Here is a 26294-nt window from a genome sequence, read left to right on the forward strand (position 1 = left end):
CCTTTAGAAAGGCATTCCGATACCAAAATTGTACTGTACGAAACGGTATCGGTCTGGTTTATTACGCGCGTCATAGGCTTCCCTAAAAGCCTTACCGCCGCTTAAAAACTTACTGATTACCCATTGATCTGAGCCTGTAAATTGCGGATCTTTAAGCTTAAGACCTACGTCAAAACGGAACACAAAATACTGTACATCGTAACGGAATCCCATACCTGTACCTATTGCAATCTGTTTAGCTAGATTTTTTAGCTTAAAAACAGTCAGCTGGGTGCTATCTGCTGCATTGTTAGAAATGTTCCATACATTCCCCATATCGACAAACATAGCTCCCTTTAATTTACCACCGAAGAACTTGTTGACCAATTTGAAACGATACTCTAGGTTTGCTTCCATGTGCATGTCACCAAGTTGATCCAAACCATAGAGTGTTCTACGTGCTTCTTCCGTTGTAATGGCATCGCCCCGATTATAGCCACCAGGTCCAAGGGTTCTTGCCTGCCATGCTCTAATTCCTGAAGAACCCCCGGCAAAGAATAATTTCTCAAATGGCATATCTCTTGAATTGCCATAGGCATAACCAACGCCAAGGTTTAACCTGGCTACGAATTGCTTATCAAGTCCAAGCCCTTTGTACCACCTGACATCAACCTCAGGACGTACATATTGGTTAAAGGGAACATTCAAAATCTTGCCAAAATCTCCTTTAGCGGGATTAGTTTTGGACCCTGTAATACTGGTTATGGCCTGAAGCATATTTCCTGCGAGGTCAATATTGCCACGGAAATAAATAAAATCATTACCCGTCAGCAATTTATCTGCATTCAGCGAGTAAGCATATTTAATACCTAAAGTTATGCTCTTTCTCTTCAGTAATGTGAGGGTATACGCATTATTAGTAACCAGATCCTTAATGTATTGTGCAGTATCATTCTCATTGAAAAGTATATCACCATATCTATACTCAAAGTTTAATGGGGTAACCGAATGAACTTTAGATTTTGTCTCTATAAATTCATACGTCAGGGAATTTAAGAACACCCTTCTCGTGAAGAAATCCTTTTGTAAAGCAAATACATAACTGGTAGAAAAGATGGTATGTGGCATTCCACCCTTCCCTGTAACGTATTTGGAGAAGAAAGGCATCATCAAACGCGGAACAGTAAGACTCGAACTTACCGAAAAATCACGCTGGTAAATGTCACTAAAAATAGAGCCTCCCTGCCCCACTCTGGATTGCAATCCACCTTTAATTTGAAATTCGAAACGCTCTGTACCTCTAAACAAATTGTTATTAGTATAGGTATTACTCAAGTTAAAACCAACGGTTCCTCCATTAAAAGGCACCTCTCCTTCCACCCTATTACTCATGATCTTCTGAGGGATCAGCTGAACAAATGGGTTTACCCTCAATGAGCTGTCTTTGGCTTTTTGATAGTCTATTTTAACATTTTTAAAAGTATTCAGCTCATACAACCTATCGAAAGTAACATTCTCATTTCTGACATCATACTTTTCCCCTTCGCGGAGAAAATTGTACCGCACAATCGGGTTTCTTCTGAACTTCTTGGAAAGATCGGTATATCTAATGCCGTTAAATATCCGTTTATTTAGGACTACAGAATCTGGATAACCATCAGAATTTGGGGCAATCACAATATTTATCTCCCCTATCTTATACTTTTCATGTTTAGCTTTATCCAGTGGATTATCGATCAATAGCGTCACTTTTGCCTTGCTATCATGGCTGTTTGAATCGACAACAAACCGTACATAAGGCTTGGCAAAATCAAAATAACCATTCTCTTTCATGAGCTGATAAATCTTATCTCTTTCAAAAGACAATGAATCATCATCAAAGCGCATTCCATCTTTAATGTGGGTAAACATATCCCTCCGGGAAAGGTAAAGTTGCTTCACAGCCGAGTCTGGAATCTGATAAGTAAATTTTGAAATTTTAAACTCAGGCCCTGCATTTGCCACAAAAGTAACCTCCGCTTTCTGGTCCTTTACCTTGATATCCGACTTTACCTTGGCATTGAAAAAACCTTTACTGATCAGGTATTTTTCAATTTGATTTCGGGAAATATCTACTATTGCACTATCCAGAATTGGCGGCGGGCTTCCCAAAGGTTTGATATTACTTGTCTTATATCGGCCATCCTTGGTATTGAACATATTATAAAGCAACACATTGATTCCTAACTTAGAAGTAGGGCGAATATCCTTTTGTATATAGTTATAAGCCTCCTCTTCAAAAGCTTTATTTATGCTGTCGATTTTTACTTTCTTAACAATAGATTGGTAGGGTTCGATGTATTTTGTTGAAGAACATCCTGCCACAAAAACAATAATAAGTAGTAATATTGCAAGAAACTCGACATTCTTCTTATAATTATAGTATGCTTTCAAAATCTCAAATAGGTTTTATAAAATCGTTACATCAAAAAAAGTACCGTAAAGAAAATGGGATATTTATTATTGAAGGTATAAAATCTATTGCAGAATTTATTCAATCTTCTTACCAGGTTCACAGCATCTATTATCTGGCTCAATATCAGTCTCTACTCCCTGAATTACCCGCAAATATAAAGTTATTTGAAGTAAACAGCACGGAACTGGATAAGATTAGTACTTTACAAACGCCACAAGGGATCTTAGCCTTGGTTCATTTGCCTAAAAACCCAATACTGGATACAAAACAGCTCAAAAACAACTTTTCTTTAGTTCTTGATGGGATACAAGATCCGGGAAATCTGGGAACAATCATCCGCACGGCAGATTGGTTTGGCTTTAAGCAGATCATTTGCTCACTAAATACAGTAGAAGTTTATAACCCGAAGACTGTACAAGCCACAATGGGCTCTTTAAGTAGGATGGAAATTTACTATCAAGACCTGGCGCCATTACTTTCAGTCCCTCCTGTTCCGGTATTTGGAGCAGTATTAAATGGGAAAAGCATGTATGATGTAGATTGGGGAACCGAAGGATTGGTCATTTTAGGAAACGAAGGACAAGGAATTTCACCAGAAATCATGGATTTAATCACCGTACCTGTCACCATTCCCAGGATTGGCGGAGCAGAATCTTTAAACGTAGCTGTTTGTGCTGCAATACTATGCGCAGATATCAGCAGAAATTTTCAAAAATAAATTGCATACTAATATTTAATTGCTACTTTTGCATTCTAAATTTTTAGAAAGGTCGAGTGGCCGAGTGGCTAGGCAGAGGTCTGCAAAACCTCCTACAGCGGTTCGAATCCGCTCTCGACCTCAGATTTACAATAAATAAAAAAATAAAGGGTTACACCATGGCAGTTACTAGATTAAAAAGAAAAGACAGAAGAAATAAGACTTTCGCTAAATTAGATGTGAAAAACTTAAAATTAGCTACTAACATTGAATTAGGTAGCCGTTCTAAACAGTCTACTACAGATCAATTGGCTAAAAACAATGCTGTTCTAGACGCACTTACAAGAGCATAATTTACTCTTCCAAGAAATAAAAAAAGACTTTAGGATATTCCTAAGGTCTTTTTTTTGTGCTTTGATTTTTTAGCCCCGCTGTTGTCCACAATCCTTAAATCTATCGAAGGCTGGAATACTTTGCCCGGAAGAAGGCAAAGCTTCCTTAGGCCTTCTCACAGATTCAAGAATTACTTCCTAAAGGCCTTACCTTGCAGATTCCTTAAATACAACCCGCCTTAATAACGACATTCCTTTAATATCGGGCTTATAAAATACAGGGTTTATAAGGTATAGGCATAAAAAAACCAGCAATGAAAAGCTCATTGCTGGTTTTTTATTTTACAGACTTCTTTTAAAGCCTGGATAACGCGTTTAAACGAGTTCTTTACATATTCTTTTCACTATGCCCGGACCTTCATAAATGAAGCCGGTATAAAGCTGTACTAATGAAGCACCAGCTGCTAACTTATCTTTAGCATCCTGAGGAGAGTGAATTCCTCCGACACCAATAATAGGGAATGCTTTATTTGATTTCGTAGAGATATACCTAATTACTTCTGTTGAACGTGTGGTCAATGGTTTTCCGCTCAATCCTCCTGCTTCGCCAGTCAATGTTGCCGGACTATTCAATCCGCTTTTGTCTATGGTCGTATTGGTTGCAATAACACCAGCGATACCCGTTTCTAAAACGATCTCCACAATATCATCCAATTGCTCATTGGTAAGATCAGGAGCAATCTTTAACAAGATTGGCCTACTTACCTGATGCGTTAGGTTTCTTTGTTGTAATGTGTTTAACAAATTCATAAGTGGTGCTTTCTCCTGCAGCTCTCTTAATCCAGGAGTATTTGGAGAACTTACATTGACGACAAAGTAATCCACCACATCAAATAGACGATCGAAACATTTGATATAATCACTTACCGCATCTTCATTTGGTGTATTCTTATTCTTGCCAATATTACCGCCAATCACGATGCTCTTATCTTTAGCTTTCAATAGTCTTAAACGCTCTGCTAGCGTATCCACCCCTTTATTATTGAAGCCCATGCGGTTGATGATCGCAGAATCTTCCTGTAAACGGAACATACGAGGCTCTTCATTTCCAGGCTGAGGCAAGGGAGTTACAGTACCCACTTCTATGAAACCGAAACCGAGATTACTCAATGCTTCTACATATTCTCCGTTCTTATCAAAGCCGGCAGCAAGTCCAACAGGATTTCTAAACTTAATTCCAAAGACTTCGCGTTCCAGTCCTTTGATATTGACATCAAAGCTGCTGCGTAAAATTGTTTTCCCCATTGGGAAGTGATCATTGAACCATTTTAATTGTTTCACCACGAAATGGTGTACTTTTTCTGGTTCAAACTGGAAGAATAAAGGCTTAATTAGACGGTACATGTAACGAATATAGAAACGTTTTGATATAGGACAAAGGGCTTCAGACTATGGTATCCTGAGATACAATATCTTCCCTCCCAAAAACGCAAAAATACATAGTAATGTTAACAATGCAGTAACAATACCTATAAAATTCATTACACTCAAAACTGACCATTTTACAATCCCATTCCCAAAAACGCGTAAATACCCTCAGAACACGCATTTACCCTCTGGTATCTACCAAAAATAAATTACAATACCCGCACATTATATGCAAATTGAAAGCAAACAAAATCGTATTTTTGCAGGCAAATGATTTCAATAAACGACTTAACATTCCTGATAGGCTCCAGAGCTTTATACGACGAGGCAAACTGGCACATTAAACCAGGCGAAAGAATTGGATTAATCGGAGCCAACGGAACCGGTAAATCTACACTTCTAAAAATAATAGTTGGTGAGTATGGCCCTTCTTCAGGCAGTATTTCCATGTCGAAAGACCTGAAAATAGGCTACCTGAACCAGGATTTACTTTCTTACGATTCACACCATAGCATTTTACACGTAGCGATGGAGGCCTTTGAGCGCCAAAATCAATTACATGACGAAATCGAAGAACTCTTAAAAAAGATAGAAACAGACTACTCTGAAGAAGTATTGAACAAACTGAGCGATAAGCAACAGGAGTTTGAAGCTTTAGATGGTTATAGCATAGAATACAGAGCAAATGAGATCCTTGCAGGTCTTGGTTTCAGCACTGAAGATCAACACAGACCATTGAATACCTTCTCCGGAGGATGGAGAATGAGGGTGATGCTGGCAAAGATTCTTTTGCAAACTCCAGACATCCTTTTACTGGATGAGCCTACCAACCACATGGATTTACCGTCCATCAAATGGTTAGAGACTTATTTATTGAGCTTTGAAGGTGCCATTGTGATCGTTTCTCACGATAGGTATTTCTTAGATAAAGTAGTAAACCGTATTGTGGAATCCCGCAAAGGAAAATTAACTCCTTATGCTGGTAACTATACTTTCTATTTGGAAGAAAAATCCCTTCGCGGAGAGATCCAAAAGGGAGAATTTAAAAATCAACAGGCAAAAATCAAGCAGGAAGAGCGTTTAATCGAGCGTTTCCGTGCCAAAGCTTCTAAAGCGAAAATGGCACAGTCGAGGATGAAAGCCCTGGATAAAATGGAGCGTGTGGAAGATGTTGATGATGACAATCCAACCGTAAACTTCCAGTTCAAGTTCTCTAAACCTTCTGGCCGTCACGTAATCCGTATTGAGGAAGCTTACAAAAGCTATCCAAACATCGATATCTTAAACAATGCGGATGGCTTGATTGAGAAAGGTGATAAAATCGCATTAATCGGTGCCAATGGTAAAGGTAAATCTACCTTGCTACGTATCATTGCTGGTGCAGAAGAATTTGATGGTAAGTGTGAAATTGGTCATAATGTAACGACTACTTTCTTTGCGCAGCATCAGTTAGAATCTTTACACCTGGACAATACAATCCTGGAAGAGCTTCAGGCATTCGCTCCTAAGCATACTGATACAGAACTACGTGGAATTTTAGGCTGTTTCCTTTTCACTGGTGATGATGTATTCAAGAAAATCCGTGTGTTATCCGGAGGAGAAAAATCCAGGGTAGCATTGGCTAAATCTTTAACTACAGATTCTAACTTCCTGATTCTGGATGAGCCTACGAATCACTTGGACATTCAATCAGTGAATATTCTGATTCAAGCTTTAACACAATATGAAGGTACTTTTATTGCGGTATCTCACGATAGGTATTTCTTAGATAACGTAGCGAATAAGATCTGGTTTATCGAAGATCAAGATATTAAAGAATACCCAGGTACTTATGCAGAATACGAAGAGTGGAATTCAAAAAGAGTTCCTTCTCCGCCATCAAGCATTCCAGTTAGACCTGATAAAGAGGTGAAACCTAAAGCTGCAGTAGTAGAGAAATCTGCTCCAAATACGCAACAGCAACTTAAAAAGCTGAACGAGCAATTGAAAAAGATTGAAGCAGAAATCGCTGAATTTGAAGAAAGTGTGAAAGCTATTGAAGCACAAATTGCTGACGAAACTGTATATTCGAATGCAGTAAAACTAGCTGAGGTCAATAAGAGCTATACTGATGCAAAGCATAAGCTGGATAATGCCCAAAATAAATGGGAAGAACTGGCTTCCGATATTATGGAATTAGAAGGATAATGATAAAACTAAGCGGATTTTTTTTCGTGCTGTTATTTAGTGTACAAATTGCTGTGGCTCAGGACCAGCAATTTGTATACGATAACAAAGTGTACTTACCGGAAATCCGGACGGTACAATGTTATAACACACAAAAAGAACAATCGCTCCCAGTCATTGCACTGAATTCCAATGAACTTTTATACTTTTCTTTTGACAATCTTAATGGGGGTAGCAAAATCTATTCTTACACCATAGAACAATGCACGTCCGACTGGAAACCTTCCCGTCTTTCTCCTTTAGATTACCTGCAAGGGATGTCCGAAGACCGTATTACGGCGTATAAATATTCTTTTGGCACCTTGCAACAATATACCAATTACTCCCTTACTTTACCCAATCAACAGATTAAACCTAAGATTTCCGGCAATTACTTATTGAAAGTATATGAAAATGGGAATCCTCAGAAGCCTGTAGTTTCTCAACGGTTTTATGTGGTAGATAAACAGGTAACTATTGGCGTAAATATTACTGCAAGCCCACAAGTAAACTTACGTAGAACACATCAAAAAGTTGATTTCACCATCTCTCACAGCAACCCTATTCAGAATCCTACCTTAGATTTAAAGGCAGTGGTGATGCAGAATGGTATTCCTCAAACCGCTTCCTGGAATAAGACACCAACATTTATCAGACCTGGTTCATTGGTTTATAATGATGTAAATAATAATGATTTTCCTGGTGGCAATGAGTTTAGGAAGTTTGACATGCGTAGCTTCCGTTATAAAGCGGAAAATGTGAAAGAAATCATCAGAGACACCATCAATAAAGTAATTTTATTTACTGATCTGAATGGAAACGCAGCTAAGTTTACGAATCAATTTGATGAAAATGGCAGCTTTTTCATTAGAAATTCAGAAGGCCGTGATCCAAACACAGACAGTGACTATGCTCGTGTTTACTTTACGCTAAATTCTGCAGTCCCGAACACAGCAGGTGATGCTTATGTATTGGGGCGTTTCAACAATTATATCCCTAATGAAGCGAGCAAGCTTGTTTATGATGCTGCAACTAAACGCTTTCATACCAGCATCCAATTAAAGCAGGGGCTTTATGATTATAAATATGTTTGGCTGGACAAGCAAGCCGATAAAACAGACCTAACCGTTTTTGAAGGTTCTTTCTTTGAAACGGAAAACACCTATCAGGTATATGTTTATTACCGCAAGCCAGGTTCCCGCTGGGAAGAGCTGATCGGTTTTGTAAATGTAAACACGACTAAACGATAGTCCATACCGACACACTTTCGGCATTACAAAAAAACTCTGCCCAACCTTTTTCATCTACTGTGACCCTTTCTTTTCTATGACCAAGGGCATCAGTCATTGTTTTCCCAACGTTTTCAAGGCCCATCTCCATTTCTTTATAACCTTCAGCTCCATTACTCATGACCACCGCTATCCCCGAGTTTATTTTTTCAGGGATACCAGCTCTGGTCCAGCCGATACAATTTGGGAAATCCAGATAATCACGCTGTAGACCATAAGAAAGATCTGTTCGGATCCTAGTCATTTCCGACAATTCGGCTAATGCAACCAAGTTTACGTCCACTAAATCTTCTTCTTTGTCTTCATCTTTGTAGCTGGCCCCATACAAATCAGCGTAGAATATACATGGAATTCCAGCTTCTCTTAATAAAATCAAAGCATAGGCTAATGGTCGAAACCAAAAATCCACATAAGATTCCAGTGCTTGCAAAGGTTGAGAATCGTGATTATCTACAAAAGTAACCGTGTACATGGGCTGCAACTGTACCAAGGTACCATCAAAGATTTTGGACAAATCATACTGCTCTTTTTCTTCCCCCGCCAGGAAAAGATGTTGGTGAAGTATGGAGTCGAACAATTGCATTCTTCCATTGGTGATCTCAATATATTGCTCTAGATCGGCGACCTTGTCAATATTCCAATTTTCTGCGACTACAAAAAACTGTGTATTGAACGTTTCATTCATATAATCCAGCCATTCAATCAGAAAATCCGTCGCAATGTGTTTGACCGCATCCAGGCGAAATCCCTTCATTCCGCAGCTGTTAACATACCATTCACCCCATCTTTTCAATTCCTCCCGCACAGCAGGATTTCTAAACTCAATGTCGTTATACATCAGGTAATCGTAATTACCAAGTTCTTTAGAGGGAACGTCTTCCCAACCTTCCCCATATATGTTCTGGATGGAATAAATCCCTGTTTCCTTTAAATCTTCTGCCCAATCTATTCCACTAAAACAGTCTTTATCCCAGATAAACTGAGAATATTGACCATTTCTACCTTTAAAATTGAACTTTGTCCAGGCTTCAATTTCGAAAGGTTCGGAGGTAACCTCCTCTCTATCTTCCGGATTTACAGTTCTTACGGTTACCTTTTCCAGCTCATCACCTCCTGCTTTATGGTTAAAAACAATATCTGCAATCACCTCAATGCCGTTTTTCTGTAGGATTTCAATAGCATTTCGGTATTCTTCCTTTGTCCCATATTTGGTGGCTACCGTATTCTTATGATCAAACTCGCCAAGGTCATAGAGGTCATAAGGATCATAGCCTACAGAAGAAGCGCCAGAATTGGCTTTATAAGCCGGCGGTAACCAGATTCCTGTGATGCCCATTTGAGCAAGCTTTTCTGCCTCCTTCCCTGCTTTTATCCATAACTTGTCGGCTTCATTATAATACCAGTGGAAGTACTGTACTAAGGTTTGATTATCCATGTGTTAGGATAACATCGTTCCCAGTCATTTGTTTAAGAAAACGGGGTGATCAATCCACTAAAAAAGATGGTGGCCTCCCCTAGTTCTTCTCCTACAAAATCGCGATACTAGTGCCATTTCCATTCAATTCTCACGATTTATGTTCATTTTTACTTACTTTTGCAGAGATTATGAGTACAAAGATAAAAAGCCCGAAAGAGTCATTTACCATTATGAATGAGTTGGTATTACCCAATGATACCAATACATTGAACAATTTAATGGGAGGCCGATTGCTCCACTGGATGGACATCGCTGCTGCTATTTCTGCGCAAAAACACTGCAATAGAATCGTTGTTACCGCATCGGTAGACAATGTTTCCTTCAAACAACCGATCAAATTGGGTGATGTAATTACCATCGAGGCAAAAGTAACACGTGCATTCAATACTTCAGTAGAAGTCAGACTCGATGTATGGGCAGAAAATATTCCTTCCGGAGCCCGCGTAAAATCAAATGAAGCTTATTATACTTTTGTAGCCATCGATCAAAGTGGCAGAACGATTCCTGTTCCTGAAATATTACCTGAAACGGAAGATGAGACTGAATTATTTGCAGGCGCATTAAGAAGAAGACAACTTCGCTTAATCCTTAGCGGTAAGATGAAAGCCAATGATGCGAAAGAACTTAGAGCCTTGTTCTTCGAAGAGTAAAGCCGTTTATAAATAGAATAAGATAGATACTAAACAGAAAATATGACGACATACACCACATTAATTATTCTAAGCGGACTCGTCATATTTTCGTATCTATTTGATCTTGTTGCCAGTAAAACCAAACTTCCTTCCGTTCTACTGCTCCTACTACTCGGCATTGGCTTACGTGTATTGGTAGACAATCTTCAATTACATACCTTCAATTTCCTTACCGTCTTACCTACTCTAGGTACTGTAGGTTTAATTCTAATCGTATTTGAAGGCTCCCTCGAACTTAAATATGAAAAAGGAAAGAATAAGATCATCAAAGGAGCATTTATGTCTGCCTTTTTTGTACTGCTAGCCACCGTATCAGTCATCACCTTTATCATTTATCAGATTACAGGAAAAGAGTTGTACGTCTGTTTTACGAATGCCATCCCTTTTAGTGTCATCAGTTCAGCGATAGCTATACCTTCTGCCGCAGCACTAAGTAAGAAAAGCAAAGAGTTCATCATTTATGAATCTTCTTTTTCGGATATCTTAAGCATCATTCTTTTCAATTTTGCGATTACTAACCCTCATATCTCCATGTCTTCCTTTGCAGGGTTGGGACTGAATACCTTATTGATTATTATCCTATCGGCGATTTCTTGCATCACCTTGTTGTATTTGATGGGTAGGATATCACACCACATCAAGTTCTTCCTGATTATTTCTATCTTGATCCTGGTGTATGCCATCGGACAATCTTATCATTTATCTTCATTAGTGCTGATTCTTGCTTTTGGCTTATTCCTCAACAATGCAGATACGATCAAACATGCCTACTTCAGAAGTATTTTTATTTATAAGAACTTATCAAATGATTTAACGCAGCTATATCAGCTTTCTGCTGAAAGTGCTTTTATCATTCGTACATTCTTCTTTGTGATTTTTGGCTTTACGATGAATATCTATGCCTTAAATGATGGCCCCGTGATCGCCAATGGATTGATCATTTTAGCTACGATCTTTATCATTCGTTTCGTTTATCTGAAGATTTTTAGAAAGGAAAACAGTGGCTCAGAAAGTTTTATTGCCCCAAGAGGCTTGATCAGTATTTTACTGTATTTTAACCTACCTCCTGCATTAAAAATACCAGAGGTAGGCACGGCTTTTCTGTTCCTGGTAGTCCTTGGATCCAGCCTGATTATGAGTATTGGATTACTATCCGCGAAGAAAGTGATCCATCTTCCTGAAGAATCAGCGCACTAAACGGAGCCCATTTCCAGGATCTTATCAAACTCTTCCGCTTTCAATGGCATCACCGATAAACGTCCTTGTCTGACTAAAGAAATGTCTTGTAAACTTTCTTCAGCTTTGATTTGCTCTAAGGATACTGGTGATTTTAAAGCTTCTACCGGTGCTAAGTCTACAACCACCCATTTGATGTCGTCAGTAGTCGGATCCTGGTAAAATTCTTTAACCACTTTGGCAATCCCAACTACATTTTTACCTTCATTACTATGGTAAAACAACACTAAATCGCCTTCTTTCATGGCTTTTAGATTGTTACGCGCCTGGTAGTTTCTTACGCCATCCCAAAAGGTACGTCCGTCTTTATTAAACTGATCCCAACTGTATTTAAACGGTTCACTTTTTACTAGCCAATGATTCATGGTATAATTATTTTAATGACAGTCTTCCTGTCTGTTTTGTCTTATTCTAATGCCAAAACTAACAAATAGGAATGAATTAGGAAATATAGTCGCTTCATCAGGACTCATTAAACATATTCAGCTGATTCAACACTAACTGATTTTCATGAAATATAATATATTTACGTTATGAAAAAAACGCTCTTAATCTCTCTCGCATTATTAGGCTTAGTAGCCTGCGCAAAAAAAAAGCCTTTTGAATCTATTAAATCAGGTATGAGTACCACTAAAGTAGCTGAACTCGTTGGCGAACCAGAACAAAAAATGCCAATCCTGATTGCAGAATGGTGGGTTTACCCTAAGGATAACAAAATGATTATCATGGTTAATGATACAGTTTCAAAAGTAATAATAGATCTGAAAGCAGTACAAGATAGTATGCAATCGGTAACCGGAGATCTTAAAAACCTGGAAACTCAAATAAAAACTCAATTAGATAGCTTGAAATAATTACCTGGGTACTGTTTTAGACCAAAGATCGAACAGTACCTCCATTTTTTACTCTTGATCCTTTCCCAAAATATGAAGTGCCTGCTTTAATTCCTCAGGTTTATGGGTACCAATTAATAATTTTTGATAATTATTAAACTCGAGTTGTAAACCCTGGTTTCCAGAAACATTCAGGGCACGCCCCTTAGTGATCAGTCCAAAACGGATTCCCCAACCACCAAACTCCATAATCGGACTGTATTTCCTGACCTTAGCTAGATTAATACTTTCCCAAGGAAAATATCTAAAAGACAGGTGAAAAGGATAAAACCGAACATAAACCCCATTATTGTTGATCCGGGTTTCTAGTCGGAGTATAACAAACAAAAACGTAATCAACAATAGAACAAATACAGAAATGAGTAGCGCTGTGTTACTCATTGGCTGATCACCAAACTGTTTACCTTCAAAAATTTGCTTAAAAGCACCGTTCAGGAATACGCCATTCAGCACAAACAATATCAACCACAACCACCACTGCCTAAACCTTTGTTTCTCCGAGAAAATAATACCTTCCTCCATTTATTTCGTTTATTATTTTGTGAGTATTGTCTTTTAAAGGTGCTTTAAACCCAATTAGGATATAAAACAGCTTTATAATGAACAATTTAGCGATAATCCTCCACAATAAGTATTAAAAAAACAAAAGCACGAGCATTTCAAATTCTATATTTGTACAAAATAAAATACCTTCCGGGAAACCACATCCGCTAAAAATGGAAACCATAAAACAGATCATCAACAGTATTAGCCCTATTGCTGAACCGTCTTTAGAAAAGCTAGCCAGCCTTTTTGAGGAAATTAATTACCCTAAAGGTCATTTATTGTTTCGCCAGCATGAGGTAGACTGTACCGTCTATTTTATAAAATCAGGTATAGCCAGGGCCTATTATCGCACCGAAGAATCTGATGTAACTTTTTGGTTTGGTAAGGAGGGAAACTCCGTATTCTCCTATAACAGCTATATCAATCAAACTCCAGGATATGAAAGTGTCGCACTACTGGAAGACAGCACACTTTACCGTATAGATTATCATCAGCTGGAGACACTGTACGCAACAGATATCATTATCGCGAATTGGGGAAGGAAACTCATAGAAAAGGAAATCATTCTGGTAGAAGAACGCTTGATTTCCAGGCTTCTGCTTAATGCCAGCGAACGTTATAAAAACCTGATGAACCACAACCCGGAACTCCTCCAGCGTGTACAATTAAATTATATTGCTTCTTACTTGGGTATTACCCCCGTTTCTTTGAGTAGAATCAGAGCAGAAATTAAATAATTTCTTGACCACAGCTAATTTCTTATCATTTGTTTAGTCGGTTTTCACCTCCAAATGTGGAAATTTGCCTTCACATTTACCGAAGCCTGAAATTACAGTAGCCGGCAATAAAATAACAAAAAAATGAACTGGATATTTTTAATTCTTGGCGGTCTTTTTGAAATCGCCTTCGCTTCCTGCCTTGGAAAAATGAAAGAAACTACCGGAAACGCCACCATCATGTGGGGTGTAGGTTTCTTAGTCTGTCTGACCATCAGTATGGGCTTATTGTTAAAAGCAACCCAGACGCTTCCGATTGGGACGGCTTATGCCGTATGGACTGGTATTGGAGCTGTTGGAACTGTATTGGTAGGGATTTTTGTGTTCAATGAACCTGCTACCTTTTGGCGCATTGTGTTCATCACAACATTGATCTGCTCTATCATCGGATTAAAAGCCGTTTCTTCTCACTAATCATTAAAAAGCAGTTGATCTGAAAATAATTGATCAGCATATCAATATCCGATTGGAATAAAACCTATCTGATCAAAGATCAGGAAATGATAATCAAGGAAAAAAAGATGGCTGATTGGCCATCTTTTTTCTTTGATTATTTACTTAATGCAGCATTTTAAACAGTAGTTCCTTTAGTAATTCACCATCGCTGATATTACCAGTACTATCCACACCTTTACTTTTAAGGTCATATTCTCTCAGCAAGCTAATGATATCGAAGGTTTTATTGAGGCTATAACTCCTTGCTGCGGTTTCATAATCCTTAATAAAGTAAGGATTTACCCCCAGCTCTTTTGCCGCTTCCGCTTTATTTGGTAAGTAGTGATACTTGAGAATTTTCGAAAAATAAGCATTGAGGTTGGCCATCACCATCACCATTGGGTTTGCTTTAGGATTATCTGCGAAATAATTAATGATCTGATTACATTTCAGCGCATTTCTTACTGCCAGTGCCTTTTGTAACTCAAATACATTATATTCTTTACTGATCCCTATATTTCGTTGAATCAAGTCCGTGTCTATGGTCACTTCCTTGCCAATATTCAACATTAATTTTTCTACTTCATTGGCAATTTTGGAAAGATCAGCACCCAAATACTCTGCCATCAGTGCAGAAGCCTGTGGCGCTATTTTATATCCTTTCTCCTTTACGAAATCCTCAATCCAGGCCGCTAATTTATAATCACGCACCGGATCCGATTGAAAGATAACCCCGTTTTTATCGATCGACTTATAAATTTTCTTTCGTTTATCAAAATTGGCGTATTTGTATCCCAGCACAAGAATGGTACTTGCCAGTGGTTTCTCAAAATAGCTTTGCACAAACTCTGCCTCTTTGCTACTTCCTTCCGCTTCCTTAGCCCATTTAAGGTCCTGTGCTTCCTTCACAACGATCAATTGATAGTCTGACATCATCGGATAACGTTTGGCCGCATTCATGATCGTAGCCATGTCTGTATCCTTTCCGTATAAAACGGTTTGGTTGAAGCCTTTTTCCATATCACTCAGCACATTTTCCTCCATATAGTGGATAATCTGATCGATATAATAAGGCTCTTCACCATGCAAAAGGTAAACAGGCTTAAACTTTCTGGCTTTAATGTCTTTGATTATATTGGCAACACTCATATATTTATCCAAATGTAACGGCTAAAAACTAATTATTAAAGGTTATTTTTGCACAAATGGCATTTAACCCTACAGCGCTGAACCTTCCGCAGTATCCTTTTAAGATTACACTGAAGGATAACAAGCACTTTATTTTCGACGAAGTCCGTAAGAAACACCTGGTTCTAACGCCAGAGGAATGGGTAAGACAACACTTCATTCAGTATCTTATTCTAATCAAAAAATTCCCAAAAACACTGATTCAGATTGAAGGAGGATTAAGCCTGAACCAACTCCGGAAAAGAAGTGACATTGTCATATTTAACACTTCGGGAGAGCGGATTATGGTGATTGAATGTAAAGCCCCAGCGATTAAGATTACACAGGCAGTTTTTGATCAAGCCTCGCGCTACAATTCTGTTCACAAGGCCAAGTGGCTCGTGGTGACCAATGGGCTTAAACATTGTTATGCAATGATTGACCATCTGGCAGAAAGATTCCAATTTATCGAGGAATTACCGGAATACCCACAGCTATAAAAGAATACCTTCCTGAAAAAAATTGATTTTTTTTAAAACCAATTCCCTCGAAAAATCCGGGGAGTAAATCATATTAGTATTACCTTTGTCTCATGACCGTTTCCGATTTAGAAGACTACTTTTCTGGTATCAATTTACCGCAAACCCTGGAACTCTATCCAGGAACAGTATTGAATGATGTCCCTCATTGCGTAGAAACACATCTCAATGTGTTAAAGATATATGGCAATGTAAGACCCTACGAATGTTTTTACGACCGCCTGATGAAAATCAAAGAAATGGTAGAACAGGAACAAGAGCACGCAGAAGAATAATAAAAATTATAAAGATTCTTGAATTAAGGTTCAAAGTGGAAAGCTATATGATTTTTGTATCCTATAGCTGAAAATAAAAAAGACAACCCTCATCAGGTTGTCTTTTTTATTTGATCATATTTTAAAGCGGTAATTCTAAATAAGAATTACCTTAAAGATTCAATCTGTCCTAAAATTGTACTGATTTTAGCTTCCGCATCTGCTTTCTTACTACGTTCATTCTGAATGATCTCTGGTTTCGCATTTTGAACAAAACGCTCATTGCTCAACTTCGCATCTACTGACTTTAAGAAGCCTTGCAAATAAACCAATTCTGCATTTAAGCGTACCTTCTCTGCTTCCACATCAATGGTTTCATTCAGCGTCATAAAGAACTCATCCTTTCCGACCATGAAGCTCAGCGCACCAGCAATTTTATCAGATACAAACGTCACTTCAGAGATATTTACCACCTTAGCAATAACGTTCAACCATTTTTCATAATCTATTCCGGTATTCACTTTAATGCTCAATGGCAAGGCGTCTTTAGGAGAAATTTGCTTGGTATTACGTACATTTCTTACCTCTGCAATCAGTCCTTTAACGCTTTCTACATCTTTCAATAATACGGAATCAATTGAACCTGCAACAGGATATGAAGCCACAATACAGCAGTCCATTTCTTCTTTCGCACCGAACAATTCATCATGCCATAGCTCCTCCGTTAAGAAAGGCATATATGGGTGTAAAAGTGTCAAAATCTTCTCAAAGAAACCGATGGTAAACTTCAGCGTTTCTGCATCGATTGGATGCTGATAAGCTGGCTTCACCATTTCCAGGTACCATGCACAGAAATCATCCCATACCAATTTATAGGAAGTCATTAAGGCTTCCGATAAGCGGTATTGTTTAAAATTATCTTCGATCTCTACCAATGCTTCATTGAAACGACTTTCAAACCATGAAATCGCTTGTTGATTCGGGTTTGGTAGTGAATAATCAATTTCCCATCCTTTTACCAAACGGAAAGCATTCCAAATTTTATTGGCAAAATTCCTTCCTTGTTCGCAGTAACTTTCATCAAACATCAGGTCATTACCTGCAGGAGAGCACAATAGCATACCTACACGAACCCCATCAGCACCATATTTTTCAATCAGGCCAATTGGGTCAGGAGAATTCCCCAATGATTTAGACATTTTACGTCCTAATTTATCTCTAACGATACCCGTTAAATAGACATTTGTAAATGGCTTCTGGCCACGGAACTCATGTCCAGCCATGATCATTCTCGCTACCCAGAAGAATAAAATCTCCGGAGCCGTTACCAAATCATTGGTCGGATAATAATAATTGATCTCTTTATTGTCAGGGTCTTTAAATCCGTCAAATACAGAAATAGGCCATAACCAAGAAGAGAACCAAGTATCCATTACATCAGGATCCTGATTTACAAACGGTGCCAACTGATTTTTGAAACCATTCGCTTCTTCGGCAGTAAACTCACCATCGGCATCTTTTAACTTCAAAAACTCTGTTAAAGCTTCCTCTTTAGTTTTTGCAACTACCCAGTTACCTTGGTTATCGTACCATGCAGGGATTTGTTGTCCCCACCATAACTGGCGACTGATGTTCCAGTCACGGATATTTTCCATCCAATGGCGGTAAGTATTCTGGAATTTCTCCGGAATCAGCTTCACATCACCATTCAACACATCATCCAATGCTGGCTTAGCCATTTCGTCCATTTTACAAAACCATTGCATAGATAGTTTTGGCTCAATCGCTGCATCTGTACGCTCAGAGAAACCCACTTGTGATTTGTAGTCTTCTACTTTATCCAGGTGTCCGGCTTCATCCAGTAATTTAGCAATCTTCTTTCTGGCGATAAAACGGTCTTCACCAACAAGAATCTGTGCCAACTCATTTAATGTACCATCATCATTCAAGATGTCGATTACTGGCAATTTATGTCTCAATCCCAACTCATAATCGTTCAAATCATGCGCTGGAGTAACTTTTAAACAACCTGTTCCAAAATCCATCGTCACATAATCATCCTGAATAACAGGAATCTCACGGTTGATTAATGGAACAAATACTTTCTTCCCTTTCAGGTGCGCATAGCGCTCATCATTTGGATTAACACAGATTGCTGCATCAGCCATGATGGTTTCCGGACGGGTAGTTGCGATAGTCAGGAACTCCTGATCGTTACTTCCCGAAACCGTATATTTGATATAATATAGTTTTTGATTTACTTCTTTACGGATCACTTCCTCATCAGAAACAGAAGTTTTTCCTGCCGGATCCCAGTTTACCATTCTTACCCCACGGTAAATTCGGCCTTTTTTATATAAATGAATGAAACTGTCAATTACCGCTTCAGACATGTCGTCTTCCATCGTGAAACGGGTACGCTCCCAGTCGCAACTAGCCCCCAATTTCTTCAATTGATCCAGAATAATACCGCCGTATTTTTCTTTCCATTCCCAGGCATATTTTAAGAATTCTTCCCTTGTCAGGTCCTTCTTGTCAATACCGCGCTCTTTTAACATCGCCACAACCTTAGCTTCTGTTGCAATAGAAGCATGGTCAGTACCAGGTACCCAACATGCATTCTTACCCTGCATCCTCGCCTTACGAATCAAGACATCCTGAATCGTATTGTTCAACATATGTCCCATGTGTAAGACACCGGTGACATTAGGTGGAGGAATTACAATTGTATAGGGCTCGCGCTCATCCGGTTCAGAATGGAAAAAGTTCTTTGACATCCAGTAGCTGTACCATTTATCTTCGGTCGCTGCTGGGTCGTATTTTGTGGAAATGCTCATTATTACGAAAAAGTATCTGTTGAGATGCAAAAATAGCTTTTTAATTCAGAAAGAGAAAAATTCGGGTTACTACTCGTCGCCTCAAATCTTTTGCTGAAGGGCAAAATCTTTATAGGTCGCCTCATAGCATTCCCTCATTTTTAGTTAAGCGGCCCCTCATGGCGTTAAAAGGGAGAAACAATAAAGCCTTAACACCTCATTTAAAGACAATCATTCAAATGCTATAATTCAAAACCCTCTCCTTCAAAAGGAATAGATTTTCATTGCATTCGTTTATTTCTGGACATCCTGCAATTTACTCCTCCTCCAGGAACCTTAGTTACAAAAAAAAGCGGGTTGTGCTTTAAGGGCCTATAAAATCTTTCTTTCAAAAGATTTTGAGACCGAAAAGTACACCCGCTTTTTTGCAGTATTTATTTCCCTACTACTTCTTATTTCAAGTTCTGCATAAAATAATCTGTAACCTTCTGATAAAGGTGAACACGATCCTTGCCAATTACATTGTGCTCATGTCCTGGGTAAATCATATAATCTAACTGAATATTTTTATCTACTGCATGTTTAATGAAGTCGACAGTATGTTGTTGTAAAACTACAGGATCTTGAACCCCATGAATCAATAACAATTTACCTTTCAGGCTGCCCACATGATCAGACAAGTTCGTTTCTGCATAACCTTCAGGATTCTCCTGAGGCGTATCCATATAACGCTCTGTGTACATCACCTCGTAGAAGTTCCAGTTGATAACCGGACCACCTGCAACCGCAGCTTTAAACATACCTGGTGCTTTCAACATCACATTTACGGTACTAAAACCGCCGAAGCTCCAGCCAAATAAGCCCATATTATTTGAATCCACATAAGGTAGTGATTTCAGGTAGCCTACAGCTTTCTTCATGTCTTCCAACTGAACAGCGCCAGCATGTCTAAACATAGATTGCTCAAAAGCTTTACCTCTGTTGTCGCTACCACGGGTATCCATGGTTAGGACCACAAATCCTTGTTGCGCCATGTATCTGAACCAGTAATCACCGGCGCCAGCATTCCAGCTATTGTTAATTAATTGTGCATGCGGACCACCGTACCAGTAAACAATTACCGGATATTTCTTTGTGCTGTCGAAATTTACAGGTTTATAAAGGCTGCAATAAAGGTCATCACCAGTATCACTTTTGATGGTGAAGATGGAAGAATTTACAGTTGCATAATCGGCAAGTGGATTTGCTGATTTCAATAATACCTTGGTTTTTGCTGTCGACACTTCTACCAACTGAATTACTTTAGGTAACTCTGGACTGCTGTAGTTATCAATCACTGTATTTCCACTGCTGCTGATTTGTGTGTTATGTACAGCAAAACCTGCAGTAATACGTTTAGATTTGGCAGATTTTATATCCAATAAATATAGGTTTCTTGTGATCGGAGATTCTGCGGTAGACACATAAAACAGCTGATCACCCTTAGGATTGAAACCTTTTACTTCTGTCACTTCCCAATTGCCTTTCGTCAATTGCTTCAGAACTTTTCCTTTTATATCATATAGGTATAAATGATTCCAGCCATCACGGTTACTTTGCCAGATAAATTTCGAAGGATCAGTTTTAAGGAATAACATAGGCACCAATGGCTCTACATACTTTTCATCTTTTTCTTCGAAAATGGTTTTAACGAAATCACCTGTTACTGCGTCATATTGATTTAGTTTCATGTGATTTTGCTCACGATTCAATACCGCGATAAACACATATTTATCATCGGGACTCCACGCGATATTAGTCAGGTATTGTTCTGCTGGCACGCCAGTTTTCAGGTATACCAAAGCTTTTGTTGCAGGATTATATACGCCTACTGTTACCTGATGGCTTTTATCTCCAGCCATCGGATACTTGATATTCACATTCTTTACAGGGCGGGTAGTCCAATCTGAGATTGGATAATCGCTAACCATACTTTGATCCATTCTGTAGAAGGCCAACAATTTTCCGTTATTGCTCCAGAAAATCCCTTTTGAAATCCCAAATTCCTCTCTGTGAACAGAAGAAGCATACACGATATTTGCGCTACCGTCAGTAGTTACCTGTTCTGCAGTCTTTCCAGTGGAAACAAAAAGATTGAACTTATCCAGGTAAGCTACATAACCAGATTTACTCTCTTCCACATTTGTTTTAGCTGCAAGTTCTGCGCTTAATAACGTTTTGAAAGTGTTGTTAGCTGGATTAAAAGCCATTTTAGCCCCTTTTACATTCATAATCCAATCTGCGCCTTGGTTAAACTGAATCATCGGCATAGATTTTAAAGTATCTTGCTGAGCTGCTTTAAGCTTTTGGTTTAACTGTGCTAAAGAAAGAAGTGCATGTTCTTCTTTTCCTTTGAAACTTCCTGACATCCATACCGGGCCATTGGCCTGACGTTTAGCATATACATAGTTTTCCGTTCCGTAAAGGAATTGTAATTGTGACAAGTTTTCAGGGGCAAGAGTAGTACGTGCATTACTCATTGCATCCTGCATCGTCAGCATTTTATTCTGGGCAATCCCATAAAATGAGAGGGCCACCAACTGACATAGTAAGATAAATTTCTTCATTGTTTTATAATTGATGGCCCAAATGTAGCAATTAACCAGGGATCCATGGTAGACTGCAACAACATTGCAACATAACCTATTTTATATCAAAGCCATACACATTACCGGCAAAATCTGCCAGGAAGAACTGCTTTCCATGGATTGTAGGATCTGCAAAAACAGGTGCTCCAAGGTTTAGTTTTTGCAATACTTCTCCTGAATCTTCATGGATCACATACAAATGACCATCAGAAGCAGCAAATAACAACTGATTAGCATACTTAACAACAGTACTTTCAACTGTGCCCGCCCCTGGACCTGTATAAGGAGCTGAATACACCAAAGCATCGCCCGTAGGTCTGTTCCAAACTTCTTTTAATGTTTTCAAATCGTAGGCCACTACCCCATCAGTGGAAGTCGGCATAATCAGATATTTATCCGTAATTAATGGGCTTGCCATTACTTTAAAATCGTAAGTACCATCAATTTTATCGATGTTCTTTCCGGTTAAAGGATCCAGGATAAATATGGAATTTAACCCCGTGATATACAATTTACCAGCAGCATAAATTCCGGTACTGCTTCTAAAACGCAACCCTTCATCACTTCTTTTCCAGAGTAATTTCCCTGTTTTACGGTCATGACCAAATAAGCTCTGCCAGTTACTCCCGGTGATCAAAACCTCTCCGGCAATCGTCATTTTCTCAGGTGTTCCCTCTCCGCCATTCCAATCTTTATTGATCCATATCGTCTTTCCTGTGGCCACTTCTAGCGCTTGTAAATAAGATCCGTAACCGGTATAATAGATGCCTTTTTCGACAATGCCACCGGAAACATATCCCGGAAGACTTTTCATTCCCAGGTCTTTTTTCCAGATCAAAGTCCCATTGCTGGCCTTTAAGGCATAGGTAAAACCTTCCATATCTGTACCTAAAATAGTCCCGCCATCATAAGAAAGTGCATGTTTGATGGAGTTACGTGTTTTATAATGCCAAAGAATTTTACCAGTTGAAGGGTCTAAGGCACTAATTCCACACTGCAGATTATTGGCATCATCAATGGTGGCGACAAATAATTTACCTTCAGCGAGGATCGGACTCCCTTTCCATACGCTTCCTTTAACGTTATTTATCCATTTTAAGCTTAGAGAACCTACCTGCTCATCGTTTGCATTTTTAGATTTGCTAGATTTATTAACGGAGCCTACACCTGGATTAGCCACGTTTTGAGTATTTAAAGGTAAAGTAAAGGCTTGTTTTTGAATATACTCCCTCCCATCCTGGTAAATTACTTCTGTCTGAATAGTATAGGCTTTCCCTTTACTCATTTTATTGACCGGCACTTTTCCGTACCAGCTCCAATCTGTATTGGCAGCTAGAGCAGCTATAGCAATCTGGTTTCCTTTTTCATCATAGATGATACTCTTTGCTGATTTTGGTGCGTTTTCCGTATCGTAAATGTTAGCACTAATCATCAGACTTCCATCTTTTACCAGTACCATATCGGAACCACTTGGGCTGTTGACCACCAAATGATCATGTAAATAAGTATAATGAGGTTTGATCTCTTTTACGCCATTCTGATCGATCTCTATAGACAAAAATTGTCCGGCAGAATTGTCGATTCCTCCCATACTTGGTGAAGCAGAAGAAATATACTGAATCCCTGTTTTATCACTTTTCCTGACAAAGTTGTTGTGCCAATGACCATAAACCCAGGCTTTCAAATTGTTTTCATTGAGATTGATGGAATCATTTTTTCCTTTCAACACAAACTGATCGCTATAAGTCAACAGGTCGTGGTTAAAAATGATCACCGGTTTATTTTTATCGGTGGCAGCAAGGTCATTTTTCATCCATCGAATCACCTCATCCACCGTATAGGAAGGCTGTACATCACCAGAACGCATTGGTGTTACAATAAAATGCGCAGGTCCGGCATCAAATGAATAGTATACCGGGCCAAAAAGGTTTTCAAAAAGTTCCTCTCCATAAGCGCCTTTTACCAGGTCATGATTTCCAATGCAATAAAACACCTGTTTTCCCAATGCCTCTGAAGTCACTTGATTCGCATGAAAATTAAGCCCTTTTTCATAGCAAATATCTCCGGTATGCACGATAAAGCTGACCTCTTGGTTTTTAGAAAAGTTCTTCAGATTGGTAATCCAATCCTTGTATTTGTCGGTTTCGGTATCGGTAATCTGCAACATCTTCACTGAAGATCCTGCACTGGTAGGATCAGGAAGCAGCCCGAAGTTATAAGCCTGTACCTGATCTTCAATTTTGAGGTAATGCTTTGCAGCCAACTTATAGCCCGCCGGAACAGTCACAAATACAAATCGGTTTTTTGCATGCCCAGGTAAAGTGAAATTACCATTCGCATCCGTTTTTAGTACATTTAGTCCGTCGGATACCAAAACGCCTTTCATTCCTTTTTCACCTGCATCCCAGGTTTTATTCTTGTTCACATCGAGGAAAACTTTTCCTTTATATTGCGCTCCCGCAGCCGAAGCCAGAAAAGCAAAAACTACTGTAAATATTAGTCTCATTAAGGTTTCATTTATGTTAATGGGGGTGTCATTCCTGTAAATCATTTGATCCTATCAAAAAGCAGCAGGTAATTAAACCTGCTGCTGAAGAGGGCATTAAATTAAGGCAAATTGATTTTTTCTTTGTTAGCTTACCAGCCAAAAACCTGTTTCAACTGAGGATTAACTACAGTTTCTCCAATAGGAATCGGTCGGTAATAATATTTAGGTGTAATAAAATTCCTTGGCTGATCTCTATCTCTGGTAAAGGCGATAAAGCCTGAAGTACCATTGGTTAAGTAGAAATTCTGATCTTTTCCTGTTTTATCTTTCAGGTAAAACTTAGACAACTTATCTCTTTCTGCAGCTGGAATATTGGCAATAGAAGATTCATCATCAGGAGAAGGTAGAATCGCAATATCAGGTTTACCATCGCCGGTCACATCCAGACCACCCAAAGCAGGAACATACATCCCTTGCTGACTATCCTGAAATAAATTACCCGATTTCCAACGCATTAAATCATTAAAACGGAAACCTTCACAAGCGGTTTCTACCCTTCTTTCGCGACGTATTTCCAGCAACACCGCACCACTCGCATTTGGATAAGTAGCGGCCAAAACAGGATCTAAAACGACCCCCATCTGCAACGCAGGCATCTGTACCCTGTTCCGTAATAAGTTAATCGACTGATCAAGATCTCCCTGATTGATATTCCCCAATTCCGCTTTAGCTTCCGCATTGATCAACAAAATCTCCGCGTATCTGAAAATTGGCAGGCCGGTATAATTCAACATCCAACCTTGTCTTAATGCAGGATCACGAGGATAAAACTTAATTTGATTGTATCCACCTAAGGTAGCTTTGATTCTATAAGGCTCATCAATGGTACTCGCTCCTCTAAAAGCCGGATTAATAATGGTTTCCGTCATTCTTGGATCACGATCTGTGAAAACCTCTGTATACACTTTGGTATTATACCCCGGAGTAGATGTAAAAGGCGTACCATCTTTTTTCAGATAAGTATCCGCCAAACTTCTACTCAATGACCAGGTATAATCCAGCACCGTATGGGTATTATTTCCTACCGCCAGTTCTTTATTATAATCTGCCCACATGATCATTTCCTTATTATTCGCCAGACTAGGACTTGAAAATAAGGATCTATAATCTAATGCACCATTTCCAGTATTCACTAAAGCAAAACCACCATCTTTCATGATCTTATCTGAAGCTGTAACTGCTGCATTCAGGAAACGCTGGTAATCAGCGGTCAATCCGAGTTCATCATGATATTTTCTGAAAGTACCTTCATGTAAAGCAAAGCGCGATAATAAGGCTAAGGCTGCCCATTTGGTGACTCTCGTTCTACCCGCATTTGTCTTTGCATCATCTTTAATGTTTGCTACTGCATAATTCAGATCACTCAATACAGAATCTACCACCAAAGCTCTCGGATCCTGCCCTTTATACAAATCCGGATCATTATCTGACATGACATGGCCATACCAGGGTACATTACTGTATTTCTTGATTTTCTCAAAGTAAAAATTAGCGCGGAAAAATTTAGCGATCCCTACATAGTGTTTGATCTGAGTTGGATCACCTTTCACCTGTCCGATGTGATCCAGCATAAAGTTTACTCTTCTTAAAGCTTCCCAATCAGATTTCCCCCAACCACTTGCATTGGAAGCTGACACCCCGCCTCTCAGCAATACATCTACCTCTCCATCTCCGTTATAATTGGAGATATTGTCCGAATTTAGATCAGAATAACTGGGACCAATCTGCCCATAAAAGCCATTGCTATAAGTTTCCAGATCTGCTGGTGATTGAAAAAATGCACCTTCAGTAATTTCAGTTTTTGGGTTCCTCTGCAGGAAATCTTTCTTGCAGGCCGTCATCCCTATGGTCATCAATCCTAATGTAAGGATATATGTTGTTTTTAGTTTCATGATGCTTCTTG

At 38.9% G+C, this 26294-nt stretch carries 21 protein-coding genes and 1 tRNA gene; 12 read left to right on the forward strand and 10 right to left on the reverse strand.

Annotated elements, in window-relative coordinates; translation table 11 throughout:
• Positions 1–3: 3 nt before the first annotated feature.
• Positions 4–2412 (reverse strand): translocation and assembly module lipoprotein TamL, encoded by a 2409-nt coding sequence (gene tamL / locus GM920_RS18175; protein WP_182960102.1) that lies wholly within the window; start codon positions 2410–2412, stop codon positions 4–6.
• On the opposite strand from tamL, the gene GM920_RS18180 reads away from it, so the two are divergent.
• The 3 genes from GM920_RS18180 to GM920_RS18190 all read left to right on the forward strand — a co-directional run bounded on the left by GM920_RS18180 (position 2403) and on the right by GM920_RS18190 (position 3484).
• A complete protein-coding gene (locus tag GM920_RS18180; protein ID WP_182960104.1) occupies positions 2403–3152 on the forward strand; it encodes a TrmH family RNA methyltransferase in 750 nt (249 codons plus the stop codon). The two genes, tamL and GM920_RS18180, sit on opposite strands and share 10 nt — an antisense overlap.
• Positions 3153–3202: 50 nt before the next feature.
• Positions 3203–3273, forward strand: a tRNA-Cys gene (locus tag GM920_RS18185).
• Between the two features lie 37 nt (positions 3274–3310).
• Positions 3311–3484 (forward strand): spore protein, encoded by a 174-nt coding sequence (locus GM920_RS18190; protein WP_182960106.1) that lies wholly within the window; start codon positions 3311–3313, stop codon positions 3482–3484.
• Positions 3485–3838: 354 nt separating this feature from the next.
• On the opposite strand, the gene GM920_RS18195 is transcribed toward GM920_RS18190, so the two are convergent.
• Complete coding sequence (locus GM920_RS18195) at positions 3839–4867, reverse strand: quinone-dependent dihydroorotate dehydrogenase (RefSeq protein ID WP_182960108.1); 1029 nt, start codon at positions 4865–4867, stop codon at positions 3839–3841.
• A gap of 294 nt (positions 4868–5161) precedes the next feature.
• On the opposite strand from GM920_RS18195, the gene GM920_RS18200 reads away from it, so the two are divergent.
• Together GM920_RS18200 and GM920_RS18205 are read left to right on the forward strand one after the other, a co-directional pair.
• Positions 5162–7078 (forward strand): ABC-F family ATP-binding cassette domain-containing protein, encoded by a 1917-nt coding sequence (locus GM920_RS18200; protein WP_182960110.1) that lies wholly within the window; start codon positions 5162–5164, stop codon positions 7076–7078.
• Positions 7078–8346 (forward strand): type IX secretion system plug protein, encoded by a 1269-nt coding sequence (locus GM920_RS18205; RefSeq protein ID WP_182960112.1) that lies wholly within the window; start codon positions 7078–7080, stop codon positions 8344–8346. Before GM920_RS18200 ends, GM920_RS18205 begins: the two co-directional genes overlap by 1 nt.
• On the opposite strand, the gene GM920_RS18210 is transcribed toward GM920_RS18205, so the two are convergent.
• Complete coding sequence (locus GM920_RS18210) at positions 8336–9820, reverse strand: alpha-amylase (protein ID WP_182960113.1); 1485 nt, start codon at positions 9818–9820, stop codon at positions 8336–8338. The genes GM920_RS18205 and GM920_RS18210 overlap by 11 nt on opposite strands.
• 170 nt (positions 9821–9990) lie before the next feature.
• Here GM920_RS18210 and GM920_RS18215 point away from each other — a divergent pair, with 170 nt between their 5' ends.
• Positions 9991–10512 carry an acyl-CoA thioesterase gene (locus tag GM920_RS18215; protein ID WP_182960115.1) on the forward strand — a complete coding sequence of 174 codons (522 nt, stop codon included), beginning with the start codon at positions 9991–9993 and terminating at the stop codon, positions 10510–10512.
• A gap of 42 nt (positions 10513–10554) precedes the next feature.
• The gene (locus GM920_RS18220) at positions 10555–11751 is read left to right on the forward strand and encodes a cation:proton antiporter domain-containing protein (RefSeq protein WP_182960117.1); all 1197 of its coding nucleotides are present in this window, start codon (positions 10555–10557) and stop codon (positions 11749–11751) included.
• Here GM920_RS18220 and GM920_RS18225 read toward each other — a convergent pair.
• The gene (locus tag GM920_RS18225) at positions 11748–12155 is read right to left on the reverse strand and encodes an EVE domain-containing protein (protein ID WP_182960119.1); all 408 of its coding nucleotides are present in this window, start codon (positions 12153–12155) and stop codon (positions 11748–11750) included. The two genes, GM920_RS18220 and GM920_RS18225, sit on opposite strands and share 4 nt — an antisense overlap.
• Before the next feature lie 168 nt (positions 12156–12323).
• On the opposite strand from GM920_RS18225, the gene GM920_RS18230 reads away from it, so the two are divergent.
• Entirely contained in the window at positions 12324–12644 is a 321-nt protein-coding gene (locus GM920_RS18230; protein WP_182960121.1) for a hypothetical protein, read from the forward strand.
• 48 nt (positions 12645–12692) lie between these two features.
• Here GM920_RS18230 and GM920_RS18235 read toward each other — a convergent pair whose 3' ends face one another.
• Positions 12693–13205: a hypothetical protein gene (locus GM920_RS18235; RefSeq protein ID WP_182960123.1), complete on the reverse strand. Its 513-nt coding sequence runs from the start codon at positions 13203–13205 to the stop codon at positions 12693–12695.
• Positions 13206–13399: 194 nt separating this feature from the next.
• On the opposite strand from GM920_RS18235, the gene GM920_RS18240 reads away from it, so the two are divergent.
• Both GM920_RS18240 and GM920_RS18245 read left to right on the forward strand, forming a co-directional pair.
• On the forward strand, positions 13400–13966 hold the full coding sequence (locus tag GM920_RS18240; RefSeq protein WP_182960125.1) for a Crp/Fnr family transcriptional regulator: 567 nt from the start codon (positions 13400–13402) through the stop codon (positions 13964–13966).
• A gap of 123 nt (positions 13967–14089) precedes the next feature.
• Positions 14090–14419 (forward strand): DMT family transporter, encoded by a 330-nt coding sequence (locus GM920_RS18245; RefSeq protein WP_182960127.1) that lies wholly within the window; start codon positions 14090–14092, stop codon positions 14417–14419.
• A gap of 144 nt (positions 14420–14563) precedes the next feature.
• Here the strand turns inward: GM920_RS18245 and holA are convergent, their stop codons facing one another.
• Positions 14564–15589: a DNA polymerase III subunit delta gene (gene holA / locus GM920_RS18250; protein ID WP_182960129.1), complete on the reverse strand. Its 1026-nt coding sequence runs from the start codon at positions 15587–15589 to the stop codon at positions 14564–14566.
• A gap of 56 nt (positions 15590–15645) precedes the next feature.
• Between holA and GM920_RS18255 the strand changes: the two genes are divergently transcribed.
• Both GM920_RS18255 and GM920_RS18260 read left to right on the forward strand, forming a co-directional pair.
• Positions 15646–16107 carry a type I restriction enzyme HsdR N-terminal domain-containing protein gene (locus tag GM920_RS18255; protein WP_182960131.1) on the forward strand — a complete coding sequence of 154 codons (462 nt, stop codon included), beginning with the start codon at positions 15646–15648 and terminating at the stop codon, positions 16105–16107.
• A gap of 92 nt (positions 16108–16199) precedes the next feature.
• Positions 16200–16421 carry a DUF6965 family protein gene (locus tag GM920_RS18260; RefSeq protein WP_182960132.1) on the forward strand — a complete coding sequence of 74 codons (222 nt, stop codon included), beginning with the start codon at positions 16200–16202 and terminating at the stop codon, positions 16419–16421.
• A gap of 146 nt (positions 16422–16567) precedes the next feature.
• Here the strand turns inward: GM920_RS18260 and GM920_RS18265 are convergent, their stop codons facing one another.
• The 4 genes from GM920_RS18265 to GM920_RS18280 form a co-directional block, all read right to left on the reverse strand.
• On the reverse strand, positions 16568–19237 hold the full coding sequence (locus tag GM920_RS18265) for a valine--tRNA ligase (RefSeq protein WP_182960140.1): 2670 nt from the start codon (positions 19235–19237) through the stop codon (positions 16568–16570).
• 431 nt (positions 19238–19668) lie between these two features.
• The gene (locus tag GM920_RS18270; RefSeq protein ID WP_182960142.1) at positions 19669–21822 is read right to left on the reverse strand and encodes a S9 family peptidase; all 2154 of its coding nucleotides are present in this window, start codon (positions 21820–21822) and stop codon (positions 19669–19671) included.
• A gap of 76 nt (positions 21823–21898) precedes the next feature.
• The gene (locus GM920_RS18275; RefSeq protein ID WP_182960144.1) at positions 21899–24349 is read right to left on the reverse strand and encodes an outer membrane protein assembly factor BamB family protein; all 2451 of its coding nucleotides are present in this window, start codon (positions 24347–24349) and stop codon (positions 21899–21901) included.
• A 131-nt stretch (positions 24350–24480) separates the two neighbouring features.
• The gene (locus GM920_RS18280) at positions 24481–26283 is read right to left on the reverse strand and encodes a RagB/SusD family nutrient uptake outer membrane protein (RefSeq protein WP_182960146.1); all 1803 of its coding nucleotides are present in this window, start codon (positions 26281–26283) and stop codon (positions 24481–24483) included.
• Positions 26284–26294: the final 11 nt, after the last annotated feature.

Origin of the sequence: Pedobacter gandavensis (assembly GCF_014172405.1) — a bacterium.
Classification (GTDB): Bacteria; Bacteroidota; Bacteroidia; order Sphingobacteriales; family Sphingobacteriaceae; genus Pedobacter; species Pedobacter gandavensis.

Bases quoted from the DNA above. Each gene is read 5' to 3' on its own strand.
- GM920_RS18180 (WP_182960104.1), top strand. From the start codon at position 2,403: ATGCTTTCAAAATCTCAAATAGGTTTTATAAAATCGTTACATCAAAAA.
- GM920_RS18190 (WP_182960106.1), top strand. From the start codon at position 3,311: ATGGCAGTTACTAGATTAAAAAGAAAAGACAGAAGAAATAAGACTTTC.
- GM920_RS18195 (WP_182960108.1), bottom strand. From the start codon at position 4,867: ATGTACCGTCTAATTAAGCCTTTATTCTTCCAGTTTGAACCAGAAAAA.
- GM920_RS18200 (WP_182960110.1), top strand. From the start codon at position 5,162: ATGATTTCAATAAACGACTTAACATTCCTGATAGGCTCCAGAGCTTTA.
- GM920_RS18205 (WP_182960112.1), top strand. From the start codon at position 7,078: ATGATAAAACTAAGCGGATTTTTTTTCGTGCTGTTATTTAGTGTACAA.
- GM920_RS18210 (WP_182960113.1), bottom strand. From the start codon at position 9,820: ATGGATAATCAAACCTTAGTACAGTACTTCCACTGGTATTATAATGAA.
- GM920_RS18215 (WP_182960115.1), top strand. From the start codon at position 9,991: ATGAGTACAAAGATAAAAAGCCCGAAAGAGTCATTTACCATTATGAAT.
- GM920_RS18220 (WP_182960117.1), top strand. From the start codon at position 10,555: ATGACGACATACACCACATTAATTATTCTAAGCGGACTCGTCATATTT.
- GM920_RS18225 (WP_182960119.1), bottom strand. From the start codon at position 12,155: ATGAATCATTGGCTAGTAAAAAGTGAACCGTTTAAATACAGTTGGGAT.
- GM920_RS18230 (WP_182960121.1), top strand. From the start codon at position 12,324: ATGAAAAAAACGCTCTTAATCTCTCTCGCATTATTAGGCTTAGTAGCC.
- GM920_RS18235 (WP_182960123.1), bottom strand. From the start codon at position 13,205: ATGGAGGAAGGTATTATTTTCTCGGAGAAACAAAGGTTTAGGCAGTGG.
- GM920_RS18240 (WP_182960125.1), top strand. From the start codon at position 13,400: ATGGAAACCATAAAACAGATCATCAACAGTATTAGCCCTATTGCTGAA.
- GM920_RS18245 (WP_182960127.1), top strand. From the start codon at position 14,090: ATGAACTGGATATTTTTAATTCTTGGCGGTCTTTTTGAAATCGCCTTC.
- holA (WP_182960129.1), bottom strand. From the start codon at position 15,589: ATGAGTGTTGCCAATATAATCAAAGACATTAAAGCCAGAAAGTTTAAG.
- GM920_RS18255 (WP_182960131.1), top strand. From the start codon at position 15,646: ATGGCATTTAACCCTACAGCGCTGAACCTTCCGCAGTATCCTTTTAAG.
- GM920_RS18260 (WP_182960132.1), top strand. From the start codon at position 16,200: ATGACCGTTTCCGATTTAGAAGACTACTTTTCTGGTATCAATTTACCG.
- GM920_RS18265 (WP_182960140.1), bottom strand. From the start codon at position 19,237: ATGAGCATTTCCACAAAATACGACCCAGCAGCGACCGAAGATAAATGG.
- GM920_RS18270 (WP_182960142.1), bottom strand. From the start codon at position 21,822: ATGAAGAAATTTATCTTACTATGTCAGTTGGTGGCCCTCTCATTTTAT.
- GM920_RS18275 (WP_182960144.1), bottom strand. From the start codon at position 24,349: ATGAGACTAATATTTACAGTAGTTTTTGCTTTTCTGGCTTCGGCTGCG.
- GM920_RS18280 (WP_182960146.1), bottom strand. From the start codon at position 26,283: ATGAAACTAAAAACAACATATATCCTTACATTAGGATTGATGACCATA.